Origin of the sequence: Phenylobacterium sp. (assembly GCF_025934275.1) — a bacterium.
Taxonomy (GTDB): Bacteria; Pseudomonadota; Alphaproteobacteria; order Caulobacterales; family Caulobacteraceae; genus Phenylobacterium.
Map to the genome: position 1 here is coordinate 106,101 of NZ_JAICYI010000001.1, position 12,732 is coordinate 118,832.

A 12,732-nucleotide genomic window follows, 5' to 3' on the forward strand; every position below is an offset into this window, starting at 1 on the left:
GGGCGCGATGCGGGTCGTCATCATCGGAGCCTATGGACTGCTCGGCGGCTATGTGACCGCGCGGCTCTTGCGGGACGGACGCGAGGTCATGGGCATCGGCCGGGACGTCGCGGCCGCGGTGCGCCGCTTCCCGTCGGCGGAGTGGGTGAAGGCCGACCTCCGCCGGATGGCTGCAGCCGACTGGCGGCCATTGCTCGCCGGCGCCGATGCCGTCGTCAATTGCGCCGGCGCCCTGCAGGACAGCCCGCGCGACGATCTGGACGCCACCCATCGTCGGACCGTCTCCGATCTGGCGCAGGCCTGCGCCGAAGCCGGCGTCGCCCGGTTCGTCCAGATCTCTGCGCTCGGCGTCGAGGAGGCTCCGGGGCGCTTCGCGGAGACCAAGCGCGCCGCCGACGCGGCGTTGAGCGCAAGCCCGCTCGACTGGGTCATCCTCCGCCCGGGGCTGGTGATCGCCCCGGCCGCCTATGGCGGCAGCGCCCTCCTGCGCGGACTGGCGGGCTTCCCGGGTGCGATTCCGGCGCTCTGGCCGGACGCCATCGTCCAGACGGTCGCGGTGGAAGACGTCGCCGAAGCCGTCGCCTGGGCGCTGGCCGCCCCCGCGCCGTTGCGACGCCGGTTCGACCTGGCGAGCCCCGAGACCACCCGGCTCGGCGACCTCCTGCGCAGGCTGCGGGCGTGGCAGGGCTTCCCACCCGCTCCGGTGCTCGCCGCGCCGGTCTGGCTGGGCCGCCTCGCCGCCCGCGCGGCGGACGGCCTGGCGTGGCTCGGTTGGCGCAGTCCCATGCGCACCACGGCGCTGCGGCAGCTCGCCCTCGGTGTGCGGGCGGACGCCTCCCAGCTCCCGCCGATCCGCATCCGTTCGCTCGCGGAGGTCCTCCAGGCGTGTCCCTCCGGCGCCCAGGAGCGGTGGTTCGCGCGGCTCTACTTCGCCAAGCCTCTGATCCTCGCGACGCTCGCCCTCTTCTGGGCGGTTTCGGGCGTGCTGGCGCTGGCGCGAACGGACACCTCTGCCGCAGTCCTTGTCCAGGGCGGGCTCGACCCGATCGCGGCGCGCGCGCTGGTGATCGGCGGGGCGGTGAGCGACGTCGGCCTGGCCGTCCTCGTCGCCGCGAGGCCGACCGCGTCGCTGGCGCTGAAGGGGATGGTGCTTCTCACCCTTGGCTATCTGGCCGGCAGCCTCGTCTGGGCGCCGGGCCTGTGGCTGGACCCGCTTGGGCCGCTGGTGAAAGCCGTTCCCGCCGCCGTCCTGGCCATGGCGGCGCTCGCCATGATGGACGAACGATGAGCCTCTATCTCGCGCTCAAGGCGCTGCACATCGTGGGCGCGACGGTGCTCCTCGGCACGGGCGCCGGCATCGCCTTCTTCATGCTGATGGCCCATCGCACCGCCGACGCGCGGCTCATCGCCCACACCGCCGGCGCGGTCGTCGTCGCCGACGCGCTGTTCACCGCCACGGCCGTGGTGCTGCAGCCGATGAGCGGCGCCGCGCTCGCCGCGATGGCCGGCTATCCGCTGCTCCACGGCTGGGTGGCGCTCAGCCTGGCGCTCTACGTATTGGTCGGGGTCTTCTGGCTGCCGGTGGTCTGGATGCAGCTTCGGATGCGCGATCTCGCCCGCGCGGCCGCGGCGCAGAGCGCGGCCCTGCCGGCCGCCTATCATCGGCTGTGGCGTCTCTGGTTCGCCTGCGGGATCCCGGCATTCACGGGCGTGCTGGCGATCATCTGGCTGATGACCGCCAAGCCTTCCCTCTAGGCGGCGAGCTCGGCGGTCAGCCGGTCCAGCACCAGCCGGCCGGCCGGGGTGGCGCGCAGCCGGGCAGGGTCGGCCGCCAGCAGGCCGAGCGTGGTCAGCTCGGCGATCCGCTGCGGGGGGATCACCAGCGCCGCCAGGGCCCCGAGCGGCACGCCCTCGGTGATCCGCAGGCCGGTGAGCAGGCGCTCCTCCGCCGCTTCCCGAAGCGACAGCGTCAGGCGGCTCGCCAAGCCCGCGCCGCGCTCGGCCACGCGGCGGATGTAGTCGGCCGGGCGGGCCTCGGTCAGGGTCGCCTGGCGGACGCCCTCGATCGTGATCCGCCCATGCGCGCCGGGGCCGACGCCGAGATAGTCCCCGCCACGCCAGTAGACGAGGTTGTGGCGCGACTGCGCAGCCGCCCCGCGGGCGTGGTTGGAGACCTCGTAGGCGTCGAAGCCGGCTGTCCCGAGCACGGCCTGGGTGGTCTCGAACAGGTGGGCCGCCGTCTCCGGATCGGGCGGCGCCCAGCGGCCGCGGCGCACCGCACGCTCGAACGCCGTGCCGGCCTCGATGGTGAGCTGGTAGGGCGAGACGTGCTCGGGTCCCAGCGCCAGCGCCCGGCCGAGCTCGGCGGCCCAGGCGGCGGGCGTCTGTCCCGGCCGGGCGTAGATCAGATCGATCGAGAGCCTGCGGAAGACGCCCCGAGCCGCCTCAGCCGCCCGGATGCCGGCCGCCGCGTCGTGATTGCGGCCGAGGAAGGCCAGCGCCCGATCGTCCAGCGACTGCAAGCCGAGCGACAGGCGGTTGACGCCAGCCTCGGCGAAGGCCCGGAAGGCGGCGGCCTCGGCATCCGTCGGATTGGCCTCCAGGGTGACCTCCAGCTCGGCCGCCGGGCGCCATAGCCGACGGGCGGCGTCTATGATCTGCGCCGTCCACGCCGGGTCCATCAGCGAGGGCGTGCCGCCGCCGAAGAAGATCGAGACCAGCGTGCGCGGCCCGGCGAGCGCCGCCTGCGCCTCCAGGTCGGCGACGATGGCGCGGGCCAGCGCGGCCGCCTCGGGGCCGCCGCGCGCGCGGACCACGTTGAAATCACAGTAGGGGCAGATCCGCGCGCAGTAGGGCCAGTGGACATAGATCGCGAGCGGCGCGGGCGCGCTCAAATCAGCGCGGCCTTCAGCTTGGCGAACGCCCGCGACCGATGGCTCATCTGCTCCTTCTCGGCCGGGTCCATCTCACCGAAGGTCTCGCGGCGGCCCTCGGGCACGAAGATCGGGTCGTAGCCGAAGCCGCGGCCGCCGCGCGGCGGGAAGGTCAGGCTCCCGTCCACCCGGCCCTCGACGACCACCACCGGTCCGTCCGGCCAGGCGAGCGCCAGCGCGCAGGTGAACCAGGCGGCGAGGTCGTCGCTTTCGGCCGCGCCCAGCCGCTCTTCGACCTTCGCCATGGCGAGCGGGAAGTCACGGCCCGGCCCCGCCCAGCGTGCGGAATAGACGCCCGGCTGGCCGTCCAGCGCCCTGACCGACAGGCCGGAGTCGTCGGCGAGCGCGATCCTCCCGCTGGCGTCGGCCGCCAGGCGCGCCTTCAGCAGCGCATTGCCGGCGAACGTCGATTCGGTCTCCTCCGGCTCGCGGAGGCCCAGCTCGCCGGCCGTGGCGATCTGGAAACCGCCGCCGAGGATCTCCGCCAGCTCGCGCGCCTTGCCCGGATTGTGGGTCGCCACGACCAGCCGCGCACCGGGCTCGAGCTTCAGGGCCATGTGTTCGCGCCTCCTTCGGGCCGCGGACCATAGCGCCGCCGACGACCGTTGCATTGCGAAAGTTTAATATTGTTAATCGATATTCATTTGATCGAGTTTCGATGCGGACCTATCCCTCTGGCCCAGCAGGACGGCATGGCCGTCCAGGAACATCGCTGCGCTGCAGCAACAGACATCGAAGGGGCTATCGCCATGACCAAGTCGCTCACCCGCACGTTCGACCGCGCCGCCCTGGGGCTGGTTTTCGCGCTCGCCGCGCTGCCGATCATCGGCCTGCCGCTGCTCGCCATCGCGGCCGCCGGCGTGATCCAGTAGGGTTCCGCGTCGCATGGGCCTGGTCGGGTCCGTCGGCGGTCGCGGAGGGGCCGGGATCATGATGCGTGCGCTGGGTCCGGGATCGGTCTCGAGCTTCCTCAAGGTGATCCTGGACGTCGTCTACGCGGCCCTGATGATCGGCGTGGCCGCCGTCGGCCTGATGGTGATCAGCGCTCTGGTGTTCAGCTTCAATCCCGGCCTGCTGCAGGGCGTGACGCTTCCGGCCGCCGGCGCCTCGCTCGCCAGCCGTTGGCCGACCGTCACCGGCGGTCTGTTGGCGGCGGGCCTCTACATCGCCGGCGTGCTGGTGATCGTCGGACGCCTGCGGCGCATCTTCGTGACGCTCACCGCGGGCGATCCCTTCCATCCGGACAACGTCAGCCGCCTGCGGCTGATCGGCGCCATGCTGGCGGCCCTCGAGCTCGGCCGCTATGTCGTCTGGGCGGCCGGCGCGTGGCTCGCGCCGGAACTCGCCAAGCAGCGGCCCGGCCTCAGCCTGACCGCCTGGTTCTCCGTGCTGGTGGTGTTCGTGCTCGCCGAGGTGTTCCGCGAGGGCGCGCGGCTCCGGCGCGAGGCGGAGCTGACGATCTAGCCATGCCGATCCGCGTGCAACTCGACCGCGTGCTGTTCGAACGCCGCATGTCGCTCACCGAACTGGCCGATCGGGTCGGCGTGACCATCGCCAACCTCTCCATCCTGAAGACCGGCAAGGCGCGGGCGGTGCGCTTCACGACCTTGGCGGCGCTGTGCCGCGAGTTGGACTGCCAGCCCGGCGACCTCCTCACCTATGAGGCGGGCCCGTCCGAGGCTCCTGACGAGGCGGGCGACTCCTAACCGATGGGTGCGCTGCAGCGCACCGACTGTGGCGTTGCGGCAACAACTCACGGCTAGACAGCCAGAAATCTTGCACTTTCAATCTCTCGATCTTATGTGCGATGCAGCAATAATGCGCTGCACAAAGGAGAGTGAGATGGTCGCTGCTATCGAGCGTTTCCTCGACGCCTTGTTCGCCCCGCTTGCGCGCGAACTCGCCCGTATGCCGGCTTCGGCGTTCCGCCACCTGCTGCCGGGGATCTGACGTCGAACGTCCCTCCCTGCGGGAGGGACAGCTCGCCCGAGCGAGCAGGGCCTTCCGGCTAGGGGAGGGCCGCCGCCGCCCGCTGCAGGATGCAGAGCTCGCCGATGCCCTTGCGCGCGAGCGCGAACAGGGCCTCGAACTCGGCCTCAGAGAAGCCGCGCTTCTCCCCTGTCGCCTGGATTTCGACGATGTCGCCGGTCCCGGTCAGCACGAAGTTGGCGTCGGCCTCGGCGGTGGAGTCCTCCTCGTAGTCGAGGTCCAGCACCGGGATTCCCGAGAACACCCCGCAGCTGATCGCCGCCACCTGGTCGAGGATCGGGTCCCTGGCCATCACCCCCTCCGCGACGAGGTAGCGGGTCGCCTGGCGCAGCGCGACCCAGGCGCCGGTCACCGAGGCGGTGCGCGTGCCGCCGTCCGCCTGGATCACGTCGCAGTCGAGGGTGATCTGGCGCTCGCCCAGCGCCTTCAGGTCGACCACCGCGCGCAGCGAGCGGCCGATCAGCCGCTGGATCTCCTGCGTGCGGCCGGACTGCTTGCCCTGGGCGGCCTCGCGCCGGCCGCGCGTGTGGGTGGCGCGCGGCAGCATGCCGTACTCCGCCGTGACCCAGCCTTGCCCCGTGCCGCGCAGGAACCCCGGTACGCCTTCCTCCAGGCTCGCCGTCACCAGCACCCGCGTATGGCCGAAGCTCGCCAGGCACGAGCCCTCCGCATAGCGGTTCACGCCGGTCTCCAGGGTTACAGATCGCAGCGCGTCTGGCGCGCGTTCGGAGGGTCGCATGATGGAAGGAACTCCGAGACCGGATCGGGCGTCTTGCACGTGGTGAGGCGGCGCTTATCCTAGATCGACAAGGTCCAGTCCATGGGCGCGCTCGAAAGACTGCCGCAGGCAGACGTGAACAATTCCCTCCTAGGCCGCGGGCCGTCGCTCGCCGAACTCGACGAACGCGCCCGCGACATCTTCCGGCGGATCGTGGAGAGCTATCTCGAAAGCGGGGAGCCGGTGGGCTCGCGCACGCTGTCCAAGGCCGGCATCGCGCTGTCGCCGGCCTCGATCCGCAACACCATGCAGGACCTGACGCAGCTCGGGCTGCTGGGCGCGCCGCACGTCAGCGCCGGGCGGCTGCCGACCCATGCGGGCCTGCGCCTGTTCGTCGACGGCCTGCTGGAGGTGGGCGACATCGCCGAGGAGGAGCGCCGGTCCATCGAGGCCCGGCTGCGCGCCCACGGCCGCAACTACGAGGACGCGCTCAACGAGGCCTCCTCGATCCTCTCGGGCCTGGCCGGCGCGGCCAGCGTGGTGGTCACCCCGATCCGCGACGCGGGCGTCAAGCACGTCGAGTTCGTGCCGCTCGGCGTCGAGCGGACGCTCGCGATCATGGTGTTCGAGGACGGCACGGTGGAGAACCGGCTGATCCGTCTACCGGCCGGCGTCACGCCCTCGGCCCTGCAGGAGGCCTCGAACTTCCTCAATGCGCGGCTGCGCGGCCGCACCCTGCTGGAGGCCGGCGCGGACCTCAAGGCCGAGCTCGACAATGCCCGGCGCCAGCTCGACGCGAGCGCCGCGCGGCTGGTGGAGGACGGCCTCGCCGCCTGGACCGGCGAAGGCGAGGAGCGCGCGCTGATCGTCCGCGGCCGCGCCAACCTGCTGGAGGACCGCGAGGCGCTGGAGGATCTGGAACGGGTCCGCTCCCTGTTCGCGGACCTCGAAGAGAAGGAGCATCTCATCCAGCTGCTGGACGGCGTCCGCGACGGCCAGGGCGTGCGCATCTTCATCGGAGCGGAGACCCGGCTCTTCTCGCTGTCGGGTTCCGCCGTGATCGCCGCGCCCTATATGACGGGCTCGCAACGGGTGGTCGGCGCGATCGGCGTGATCGGCCCCGCCCGGCTGAACTACGCCCGGGTCATCCCGCTGGTGGACTACACCGCCCGCGTGCTTGGCCAGGTGATGAACGCCTGAGACAACAGAAACCAGGAAAGCCATGTCCGAAGACAAGACCCCGGCCGATCCCGCCGAGGCGCCGGCCAACGACCTCGACGCCGACGAGATCGAGGCGCTGAAGGCCGAGGCCGCGGCCCTGAAGGAGCAGGTGCTCCGCTACGCCGCCGAGGCGGAGAACACTCGTCGGCGCGCCGAGCGCGAGGCCAACGACGCCCGCGCCTACGCGATCCAGAAGTTCGCGCGCGACCTGCTGGGCGTGGCCGACAACCTCGCCCGGGCGTTGTCGCACCTGCCCACCGATCTCGCCGATCCGGCGACCAAGACCTTCGTCGTCGGCGTCGAGATGACCGAGAAGGAGCTGCAGACCGCCTTCGAACGCAACGGCCTGAAGAAGATCCACCCCGCCAAGGGCGAGAAGTTCGATCCGCACAAGCACCAGGCCATGATGGAGCTCGCCGAAGCCGACGCTCCGCCGGGCGCGATCGTCGAGGTCATGCAGTCCGGCTATGAGCTCCTGGGCCGGCTGGTGCGCCCGGCCATGGTGGTGGTGGCCGGCAAGGGCGCCGGCGCGCGCGGCAAGGCCAACAAGGGCGACGGCAATCCCTACGCCGGCGGCGAGGACGACGGCGCCGGCGGGTCGGTGGACACGCGGGCCTGAGCTTCCCGCTGCAGCGCCGCCGCGCCTCGGTCAAGGAGGCGCTTCCGCGGCCCTCAGAATCCGCTAATGTGCGAAGTCCCTTCCAGTCGGGAAGCGCGGCCTTGCGATCGGCTGCGCGGGTGAGGTTCGGGACACACGCATGAAGCTGACGATCGAGCGCGCGGCGCTGCTGAAGGCTCTAGGCCACGTTCAGAGCGCGGTGGAGCGGCGCAACACCATCCCGATCCTCTCCAACGTCCTGCTCTCGGCCGAGCGGAACGGCCTCGCCTTCTCGGCGACCGACCTCGACATGGAGATCGTCGATGGGGCGGCGGCCCACGTCGACCAGCCCGGCCAGATCACCGCGCCCGCCCACACCCTCTATGAAATCGTCCGCAAGCTGCCGGAAGGCGCCGACGTGTCGCTGAGCTTCACCGGCGAGGACCCGAGGCTCGCCGTGCAGGCCGGCCGCTCGCGCTTCAACCTGCCCGTGCTGCCGGCTGGCGACTTTCCCGTGATGTCCTCCGACGGGCTCTCGGGCGCCATGTCGCTGGACGCCGCAGACCTCATCCGCCTGATCGACAAGACGCGCTTCGCCATCTCTGCGGAGGAGACCCGCTATTACCTGAACGGCATGTACCTGCACACGGTGATGGAGGACGGCTCGCCGAAGCTGCGGGCCGTGGCGACGGACGGCTCGCGCCTGGCGCTCGCCGAGATGCCGGCGCCGGAGGGCGCGAGCGGCCTTCCGGGCGTCATCGTACCCCGCAAGACCGTCGGCGAGGCGCGCCGTCTGTTGGAGGACGCCGGCGAGAGCGTCGAGCTGCAGATCAGCCCGCAAAAGGTGCGCTTCGCCTTCGACGGCGCGGCGCTCACCTCGAAGGTCATCGACGGCAATTTCCCCGACTACGGCCGGGTGATCCCGAAGGACAACACCCGCACGGTCAGCGTCGACGCCAAGCTGTTCGCCCAGGCGATCGACCGGGTGGCGACCATCTCGGCGGAGAAGTCCCGTTCCGTGCGTCTCGCCTTCGAGGCCGGCAAGGTGGTGCTCACCGTGCGCAACATGGAGGCCGGGCAGGCGGTCGAGGAGTTGGAGGTCGACTACGACGGCGACGCCTTCGAGCTCTCGTTCAACGCCCGCTTCCTCATGGACATCACCGACCAGATCGGCGGCGAGACGGCCGAGCTGCGCTTCGGCGGCCCCAACGATCCGGCCCTGGTGCTCGATCCCGGCGATGCGCTCGTCCAGTACATCCTGATGCCGCTCAGGGTGTAGCCCTCCCCAGAAGAGGGGCCTGAGCCTAGTGCCCGTGCGAGCCTTCGTAGACGCCGGGGGCCAGGCGCTCGTCCTCGGCGCCTTCCGAGCCCTTGGCGAGCACGAAGCGGCGGTCGCAGTAGGGACACTCGACGAAGTCGGCTTCGCCCATCTCCAGCCAGACGCGCGGGTGGCCCAGGGCGCCGCCGACGCCGTCGCAGGAGATCCGGCCGGAGCGCACCTCGATCACCTCGGGCGCGGGCAGGCCCGGCGTCAGCGCCGGCTGGGCCGGCGCGGGCTCAGGCCGCTTCTGCGCCTTGGCGCCCAGGTCTCGGACTCGACGGGCCATCTCACCATCCTTGCGCCGACCGGGCTGCTTGGCGGCGGCTTGCGGCGCGCCTAGGTATGCGAGGCGGCTTTGCGCCGTCAACGATCCCGGAGACGGCATGCAGCTTCCCGACTACGCCATCGAGGCCCGCGGCCTGGTCAAGACCTATGCGGCGACCAAGACCACGCCGGAGATGCAGGCTCTGCGCGGCGTCGACCTGGCGATCCCGAGGGGCTCGATCTTCGGCCTGCTGGGTCCAAACGGGGCGGGGAAGTCAACCTTCATCAACATCCTGGCGGGGCTTTGCCGCAAGACTTCCGGGACGGTGGCCATCTGGGGCCGCGACATCGACGAGCGGCCGCGTGACGCCCGCGCCGCGATCGGCGTGGTGCCGCAGGAGATCGCGGCCGATCCCTTCTTCACCCCGCGCGAAAGCCTGGAGGTCGCCGCCGGCATGTACGCCGTGCCGCCCGGCCAGCGGCGGACCATGGAGCTCCTGACCGCGCTCGGCCTCGCCGACAAGGCGGAGGCCTATGTGCGCCAGCTCTCCGGCGGCATGAAGCGGCGGCTGATGGTCGCCAAGGCCATGGTGCACAACCCGCCGGTGCTGATCCTCGACGAGCCCACGGCCGGCGTCGACGTCGAGCTGCGCCGGCAGCTGTGGAACTACGTCCTGGAGCTGAACCGCAGGGGCGTGACCATCGTGCTGACCACCCACTACCTCGAGGAGGCCCAGGAGCTCTGCGACCAGATCGCGATCATCAACAAGGGCCAGCTGGTCGCCTGCGAGCCCACCACGACGCTGCTGCGGCGGATCGACACCCGCAAGGTCCTCGTCACGCCGGAGGAGCCGATGACCGCGGCGCCGGCGCTCCCCGGCTTCGAAACCCACCTCCTGAGCTCCGGCGGCTTCTCGGTCGGCTACCGCACCGGCCACTCGAGCGTCGAGCAGGTGCTGGCCGCGATCCGCAAGGCGGGCTTGCACATCAAGGACATCTCCACCGAAGACCCCGACCTCGAGGACGTCTTCGTCTCGCTCACCTACGCGGCCGAGCCGGCGCAGGCCTGACGTCAACCGCATCGTGAAACGATGTTTCCGATTCGGCGTTCAACGGGCCTGACACCCAGAGGAGTTTGGAGATGAAGAAGACCGTTCTGACGGCCGTCGCCGCCCTGAGCCTCGCCGGCGCCGCCGCGCCCGTGCTGGCCCAGCCGGTGACGCCCGGCGGCTGGGACCTCGCGCGCCGCGAGTCCTGGCTGCAGGACCGTATCGACCGCGGCCGCGCCGACGGCTCACTTGCCCGCATGGAGGCTCGCCGGGCCGAGCGCCAGCTCGCCAGCGTCCGTCGCCAGGAGCGGCATCTGCGGCGGATGGACGGCGGCGTGCTGCGCCCCTCCGACGTCACCACCCTGCAGGCCCGGCTCGACAACGTGGCCGACCACATCCGCTGGCTGCGCCACAACGACGTCCGCCGGCCCTGGGCCTAAGCCGGCGTCGGCTCCGCGCCGAACGCCGCGACGTCGTCGATCAGCGCCTGGGCGGCGGCGGCGACCAGCTCGCCGCCTTTCTCGGGCGTGGCCTGGCCCGGATCGGAGCCCATCCGGCCGTCCGGATAGCGGGCCCGGAAGTCGCGCGCCTCGCGGATCGGCCCGGTGGGGGCGATCTGCGGGGCGTAGTTCGCCGCCTTGATGGCGTCGGGATAACCCCACTGGGTGACCGCGATCTCCGAGGGCGTCGCGTGGCTCCCGTGGCCGGTCGGGAACTGCCGCTGGGCGATCGCCATGACGCCCTTCAGGTCCCACCAGTTCTTCAGCTTGCAGGCGAAGCCGCGGTTGGAGTCGCGGAACGTCGCCTCCGCGTAGAGCTCCGAGAACGCCGCCTCGATGGTCGCCACGTTGCCGCCGTGGCCGTTGAGGAAATACATCCGCTCGAACCCGGCCAGGCTCAGCGAGCGGCACCAGTCGCCGATCGCGGCCATGAAGGTCGAGGGGCGCAGCGCGATGGTGCCGGGGAAGCCCAGATGATGCTGCGCCATGCCGATGTTGAAGGTCGGCGCGACCAGGAGCTCGGGGTTCGTCTTCTGCGCCTGGTGGGCGATGATCTCCGGGCACAGCCAGTCGGTGCCCAAGAGCCCGGTCGGGCCGTGCTGCTCGTTGGAGCCGATCGGGATCACCACCGTCTTCGAGCGTTTCAGGTAGTCGTCGATCTCCATCCAGGTGGAGAGATGCAGGAGCATGGCGGGAAGACCCTCATTCGGCCGTGCGGAGCCGCATCCGGCTTACTATCTTTGGCGCTGGGCCGATAAGCGTAAACCAGCCAGGAGATCTCCATGAGCCTCCGTTTGGGCGACACCGCCCCCGATTTCACCCAGGACTCCACCGAGGGCCCGCTGCACTTCTACGAATGGGCCGGGAACAGCTGGGTCGTGCTGTTCTCGCACCCCAAGGACTACACCCCGGTCTGCACGACAGAGCTCGGCCTTGTGGCCAAGATGAAGCCGGAATTCGCCAAGCGCGGCGTCAAGGTCATCGGCCTCTCCGTCGATCCCGCCGACAGCCACCGCGGCTGGTCGAAGGACATCGAGGAGACGCAGGGCGCGAAGCTGAACTTCCCGCTGATCGCGGACCACGACCGCAAGGTCTCCGACCTCTACGGGATGATCCATCCGAACGCCAACGACACGCTCACCGTCCGCTCGGTGTTCGTGATCGACCCCAACAAGAAGGTGCGGCTCACCCTCACCTATCCGGCTTCCACCGGGCGCAACTTCGACGAGCTGCTGCGGGTGATCGACAGCCTGCAGCTGACCGACAAGCACAAGGTGGCGACGCCCGGCAACTGGAGGCATGGCGAGGACGTGATCATCGTCCCCTCGATCTCCAACGAGGAGGCGAAGCAGCTCTTCCCGAAGGGCTTCAAGGAGCAGAAGCCCTACCTGCGCACTACGCCGCATCCGGTGTGACCGCGTTGCTCCGCGTCAGGGGGAGCTGTCCCGAAGGGACTGGAGGGGGCTTCATCCCGACGCTTCGTCGGAAACCCCCTCCGGTCCTCGGGACCACCGTCTCCTGAGGGCGAGGACCAGGGGCTACTTCGCGGGCTCCGGCCCGACCTCGATGCGGCTGCCGGGCTGGGCCGGCATGGCGGTGAGCCGCCAGCCGGGCGTCTCGCGGGCGAAGGTCAGCAGGCAATGCTGCGCCGGATCGCGCACGCAGACGTGGTCGCGATCGATGGGTTTCAGCAGCGCCGCCGTCTGGCCGGGCGAGGGCGCGGCGGCGAGCGGCTGGTCGGTGCCCTGCCGCACCAGCCGAAGCGCCGCTGGGTCGATCCGCCGGTCGAGGGCCGGTTCCGAGGGCCCGCCCTCCACGTCCAGGCCGTTGGCGCGGCCGACGCCGGCGATCTGGGCGCGGAGGTCGGCGCGGAGCGCCGGGCGGTCGAGGCGCGCCTCGAAGGCTTTGGCGTCGCCCGCCTGGACGGCGGCGAGCAGCGCCTGCACGTCCGGCGTCGCCGCCTTGACCGGATCGCGCCGCGCGCAGGCGCAAAGCAGGAGGAGCGCCGCCGCGGCGGCGAGGCGAGCCGGCATTCGAAGCATGGCCGGACCATGGCCGCGCCGCGGCGCGCCCGCAAGCCGCAGCGCAAGGCGAATGTTGCGCTGAATGGCCCATCCGCATACTCGTCGGCGCGTATCT

The 12,732-nt window shown here is 71.1% G+C and carries 16 protein-coding genes and 1 pseudogene; 11 read left to right on the top strand and 6 right to left on the bottom strand.

Going from position 1 to position 12,732, the window contains the following annotated elements:
• Positions 1-7 precede the first annotated feature (7 nt).
• Together Q0W60_RS00555 and Q0W60_RS00560 are read left to right on the top strand one after the other, a co-directional pair.
• Entirely contained in the window at positions 8-1,288 is a 1,281-nt protein-coding gene (locus Q0W60_RS00555) for an SDR family oxidoreductase (protein ID WP_297691469.1), read from the top strand.
• Positions 1,285-1,755, top strand: a complete 471-nt coding sequence (locus Q0W60_RS00560; RefSeq protein ID WP_297691471.1) for a DUF2269 domain-containing protein — start codon at positions 1,285-1,287, stop codon at positions 1,753-1,755. Before Q0W60_RS00555 ends, Q0W60_RS00560 begins: the two co-directional genes overlap by 4 nt.
• Here the strand turns inward: Q0W60_RS00560 and hemW are convergent.
• Both hemW and rdgB read right to left on the bottom strand, forming a co-directional pair.
• Positions 1,752-2,894 carry a radical SAM family heme chaperone HemW gene (gene hemW / locus Q0W60_RS00565; protein WP_297691474.1) on the bottom strand — a complete coding sequence of 381 codons (1,143 nt, stop codon included), beginning with the start codon at positions 2,892-2,894 and terminating at the stop codon, positions 1,752-1,754. The genes Q0W60_RS00560 and hemW overlap by 4 nt on opposite strands.
• A complete protein-coding gene (rdgB, locus tag Q0W60_RS00570) occupies positions 2,891-3,490 on the bottom strand; it encodes an RdgB/HAM1 family non-canonical purine NTP pyrophosphatase (RefSeq protein ID WP_297691476.1) in 600 nt (199 codons plus the stop codon). Before rdgB ends, hemW begins: the two co-directional genes overlap by 4 nt.
• Before the next feature lie 192 nt (positions 3,491-3,682).
• Between rdgB and Q0W60_RS00575 the strand changes: the two genes are divergently transcribed.
• From Q0W60_RS00575 to Q0W60_RS00585, 3 genes are read left to right on the top strand one after another with little or no spacing between them, the layout of a single operon-like run.
• On the top strand, positions 3,683-3,805 hold the full coding sequence (locus Q0W60_RS00575; RefSeq protein WP_297691478.1) for a hypothetical protein: 123 nt from the start codon (positions 3,683-3,685) through the stop codon (positions 3,803-3,805).
• Between the two features lie 58 nt (positions 3,806-3,863).
• A complete protein-coding gene (locus Q0W60_RS00580; RefSeq protein WP_366074811.1) occupies positions 3,864-4,397 on the top strand; it encodes a DUF2975 domain-containing protein in 534 nt (177 codons plus the stop codon).
• Positions 4,398-4,399: 2 nt separating this feature from the next.
• Positions 4,400-4,639 (top strand): helix-turn-helix transcriptional regulator, encoded by a 240-nt coding sequence (locus Q0W60_RS00585; RefSeq protein WP_297691480.1) that lies wholly within the window; start codon positions 4,400-4,402, stop codon positions 4,637-4,639.
• A gap of 302 nt (positions 4,640-4,941) precedes the next feature.
• Here the strand turns inward: Q0W60_RS00585 and rph are convergent, their stop codons facing one another.
• Positions 4,942-5,661, bottom strand: coding sequence for a ribonuclease PH (gene rph, locus Q0W60_RS00590; RefSeq protein WP_297691482.1), 720 nt, complete (start codon positions 5,659-5,661; stop codon positions 4,942-4,944).
• A gap of 81 nt (positions 5,662-5,742) precedes the next feature.
• Between rph and hrcA the strand changes: the two genes are divergently transcribed.
• From hrcA to dnaN, 3 genes and pseudogenes are all read left to right on the top strand, one after another.
• Positions 5,743-6,840: a heat-inducible transcriptional repressor HrcA gene (gene hrcA / locus Q0W60_RS00595; protein ID WP_297691484.1), complete on the top strand. Its 1,098-nt coding sequence runs from the start codon at positions 5,743-5,745 to the stop codon at positions 6,838-6,840.
• A 10-nt stretch (positions 6,841-6,850) separates the two neighbouring features.
• A pseudogene (gene grpE / locus Q0W60_RS00600) lies at positions 6,851-7,480 on the top strand (nucleotide exchange factor GrpE); the annotation flags it as partial.
• Positions 7,481-7,619: 139 nt separating this feature from the next.
• Positions 7,620-8,738, top strand: a complete 1,119-nt coding sequence (gene dnaN / locus Q0W60_RS00605) for a DNA polymerase III subunit beta (protein WP_297691486.1) — start codon at positions 7,620-7,622, stop codon at positions 8,736-8,738.
• A gap of 25 nt (positions 8,739-8,763) precedes the next feature.
• On the opposite strand, the gene Q0W60_RS00610 is transcribed toward dnaN, so the two are convergent.
• A complete protein-coding gene (locus tag Q0W60_RS00610) occupies positions 8,764-9,066 on the bottom strand; it encodes a zinc-finger domain-containing protein (protein WP_297691488.1) in 303 nt (100 codons plus the stop codon).
• Between the two features lie 97 nt (positions 9,067-9,163).
• Between Q0W60_RS00610 and Q0W60_RS00615 the strand changes: the two genes are divergently transcribed.
• Both Q0W60_RS00615 and Q0W60_RS00620 read left to right on the top strand, forming a co-directional pair.
• Positions 9,164-10,114 carry an ABC transporter ATP-binding protein gene (locus Q0W60_RS00615; RefSeq protein ID WP_297691490.1) on the top strand — a complete coding sequence of 317 codons (951 nt, stop codon included), beginning with the start codon at positions 9,164-9,166 and terminating at the stop codon, positions 10,112-10,114.
• A 71-nt stretch (positions 10,115-10,185) separates the two neighbouring features.
• Positions 10,186-10,533 (top strand): hypothetical protein, encoded by a 348-nt coding sequence (locus Q0W60_RS00620; RefSeq protein WP_297691492.1) that lies wholly within the window; start codon positions 10,186-10,188, stop codon positions 10,531-10,533.
• On the opposite strand, the gene Q0W60_RS00625 is transcribed toward Q0W60_RS00620, so the two are convergent.
• Complete coding sequence (locus tag Q0W60_RS00625; RefSeq protein ID WP_297691494.1) at positions 10,530-11,282, bottom strand: creatininase family protein; 753 nt, start codon at positions 11,280-11,282, stop codon at positions 10,530-10,532. The two genes, Q0W60_RS00620 and Q0W60_RS00625, sit on opposite strands and share 4 nt — an antisense overlap.
• Positions 11,283-11,375: 93 nt before the next feature.
• On the opposite strand from Q0W60_RS00625, the gene Q0W60_RS00630 reads away from it, so the two are divergent.
• Positions 11,376-12,008: a peroxiredoxin gene (locus Q0W60_RS00630; RefSeq protein WP_297691496.1), complete on the top strand. Its 633-nt coding sequence runs from the start codon at positions 11,376-11,378 to the stop codon at positions 12,006-12,008.
• 123 nt (positions 12,009-12,131) lie between these two features.
• Here the strand turns inward: Q0W60_RS00630 and Q0W60_RS00635 are convergent, their stop codons facing one another.
• Entirely contained in the window at positions 12,132-12,626 is a 495-nt protein-coding gene (locus Q0W60_RS00635; protein WP_297691498.1) for a hypothetical protein, read from the bottom strand.
• Between the last annotated feature and the right edge of the window lie 106 nt (positions 12,627-12,732).

What these genes read in the sequence shown, in the direction of transcription:
- Q0W60_RS00580 (WP_366074811.1), top strand. Translation starts at nt 3,864, where the DNA reads ATGATGCGTGCGCTGGGTCCGGGATCGGTCTCGAGCTTCCTCAAGGTG.
- rph (WP_297691482.1), bottom strand. Translation starts at nt 5,661, where the DNA reads ATGCGACCCTCCGAACGCGCGCCAGACGCGCTGCGATCTGTAACCCTG.
- Q0W60_RS00615 (WP_297691490.1), top strand. Translation starts at nt 9,164, where the DNA reads ATGCAGCTTCCCGACTACGCCATCGAGGCCCGCGGCCTGGTCAAGACC.
- Q0W60_RS00560 (WP_297691471.1), top strand. Translation starts at nt 1,285, where the DNA reads ATGAGCCTCTATCTCGCGCTCAAGGCGCTGCACATCGTGGGCGCGACG.
- rdgB (WP_297691476.1), bottom strand. Translation starts at nt 3,490, where the DNA reads ATGGCCCTGAAGCTCGAGCCCGGTGCGCGGCTGGTCGTGGCGACCCAC.
- hrcA (WP_297691484.1), top strand. Translation starts at nt 5,743, where the DNA reads ATGGGCGCGCTCGAAAGACTGCCGCAGGCAGACGTGAACAATTCCCTC.
- Q0W60_RS00610 (WP_297691488.1), bottom strand. Translation starts at nt 9,066, where the DNA reads ATGGCCCGTCGAGTCCGAGACCTGGGCGCCAAGGCGCAGAAGCGGCCT.
- Q0W60_RS00575 (WP_297691478.1), top strand. Translation starts at nt 3,683, where the DNA reads ATGACCAAGTCGCTCACCCGCACGTTCGACCGCGCCGCCCTGGGGCTG.
- Q0W60_RS00585 (WP_297691480.1), top strand. Translation starts at nt 4,400, where the DNA reads ATGCCGATCCGCGTGCAACTCGACCGCGTGCTGTTCGAACGCCGCATG.
- Q0W60_RS00630 (WP_297691496.1), top strand. Translation starts at nt 11,376, where the DNA reads ATGAGCCTCCGTTTGGGCGACACCGCCCCCGATTTCACCCAGGACTCC.
- Q0W60_RS00635 (WP_297691498.1), bottom strand. Translation starts at nt 12,626, where the DNA reads ATGCCGGCTCGCCTCGCCGCCGCGGCGGCGCTCCTCCTGCTTTGCGCC.
- Q0W60_RS00620 (WP_297691492.1), top strand. Translation starts at nt 10,186, where the DNA reads ATGAAGAAGACCGTTCTGACGGCCGTCGCCGCCCTGAGCCTCGCCGGC.
- Q0W60_RS00555 (WP_297691469.1), top strand. Translation starts at nt 8, where the DNA reads ATGCGGGTCGTCATCATCGGAGCCTATGGACTGCTCGGCGGCTATGTG.
- dnaN (WP_297691486.1), top strand. Translation starts at nt 7,620, where the DNA reads ATGAAGCTGACGATCGAGCGCGCGGCGCTGCTGAAGGCTCTAGGCCAC.
- Q0W60_RS00625 (WP_297691494.1), bottom strand. Translation starts at nt 11,282, where the DNA reads ATGCTCCTGCATCTCTCCACCTGGATGGAGATCGACGACTACCTGAAA.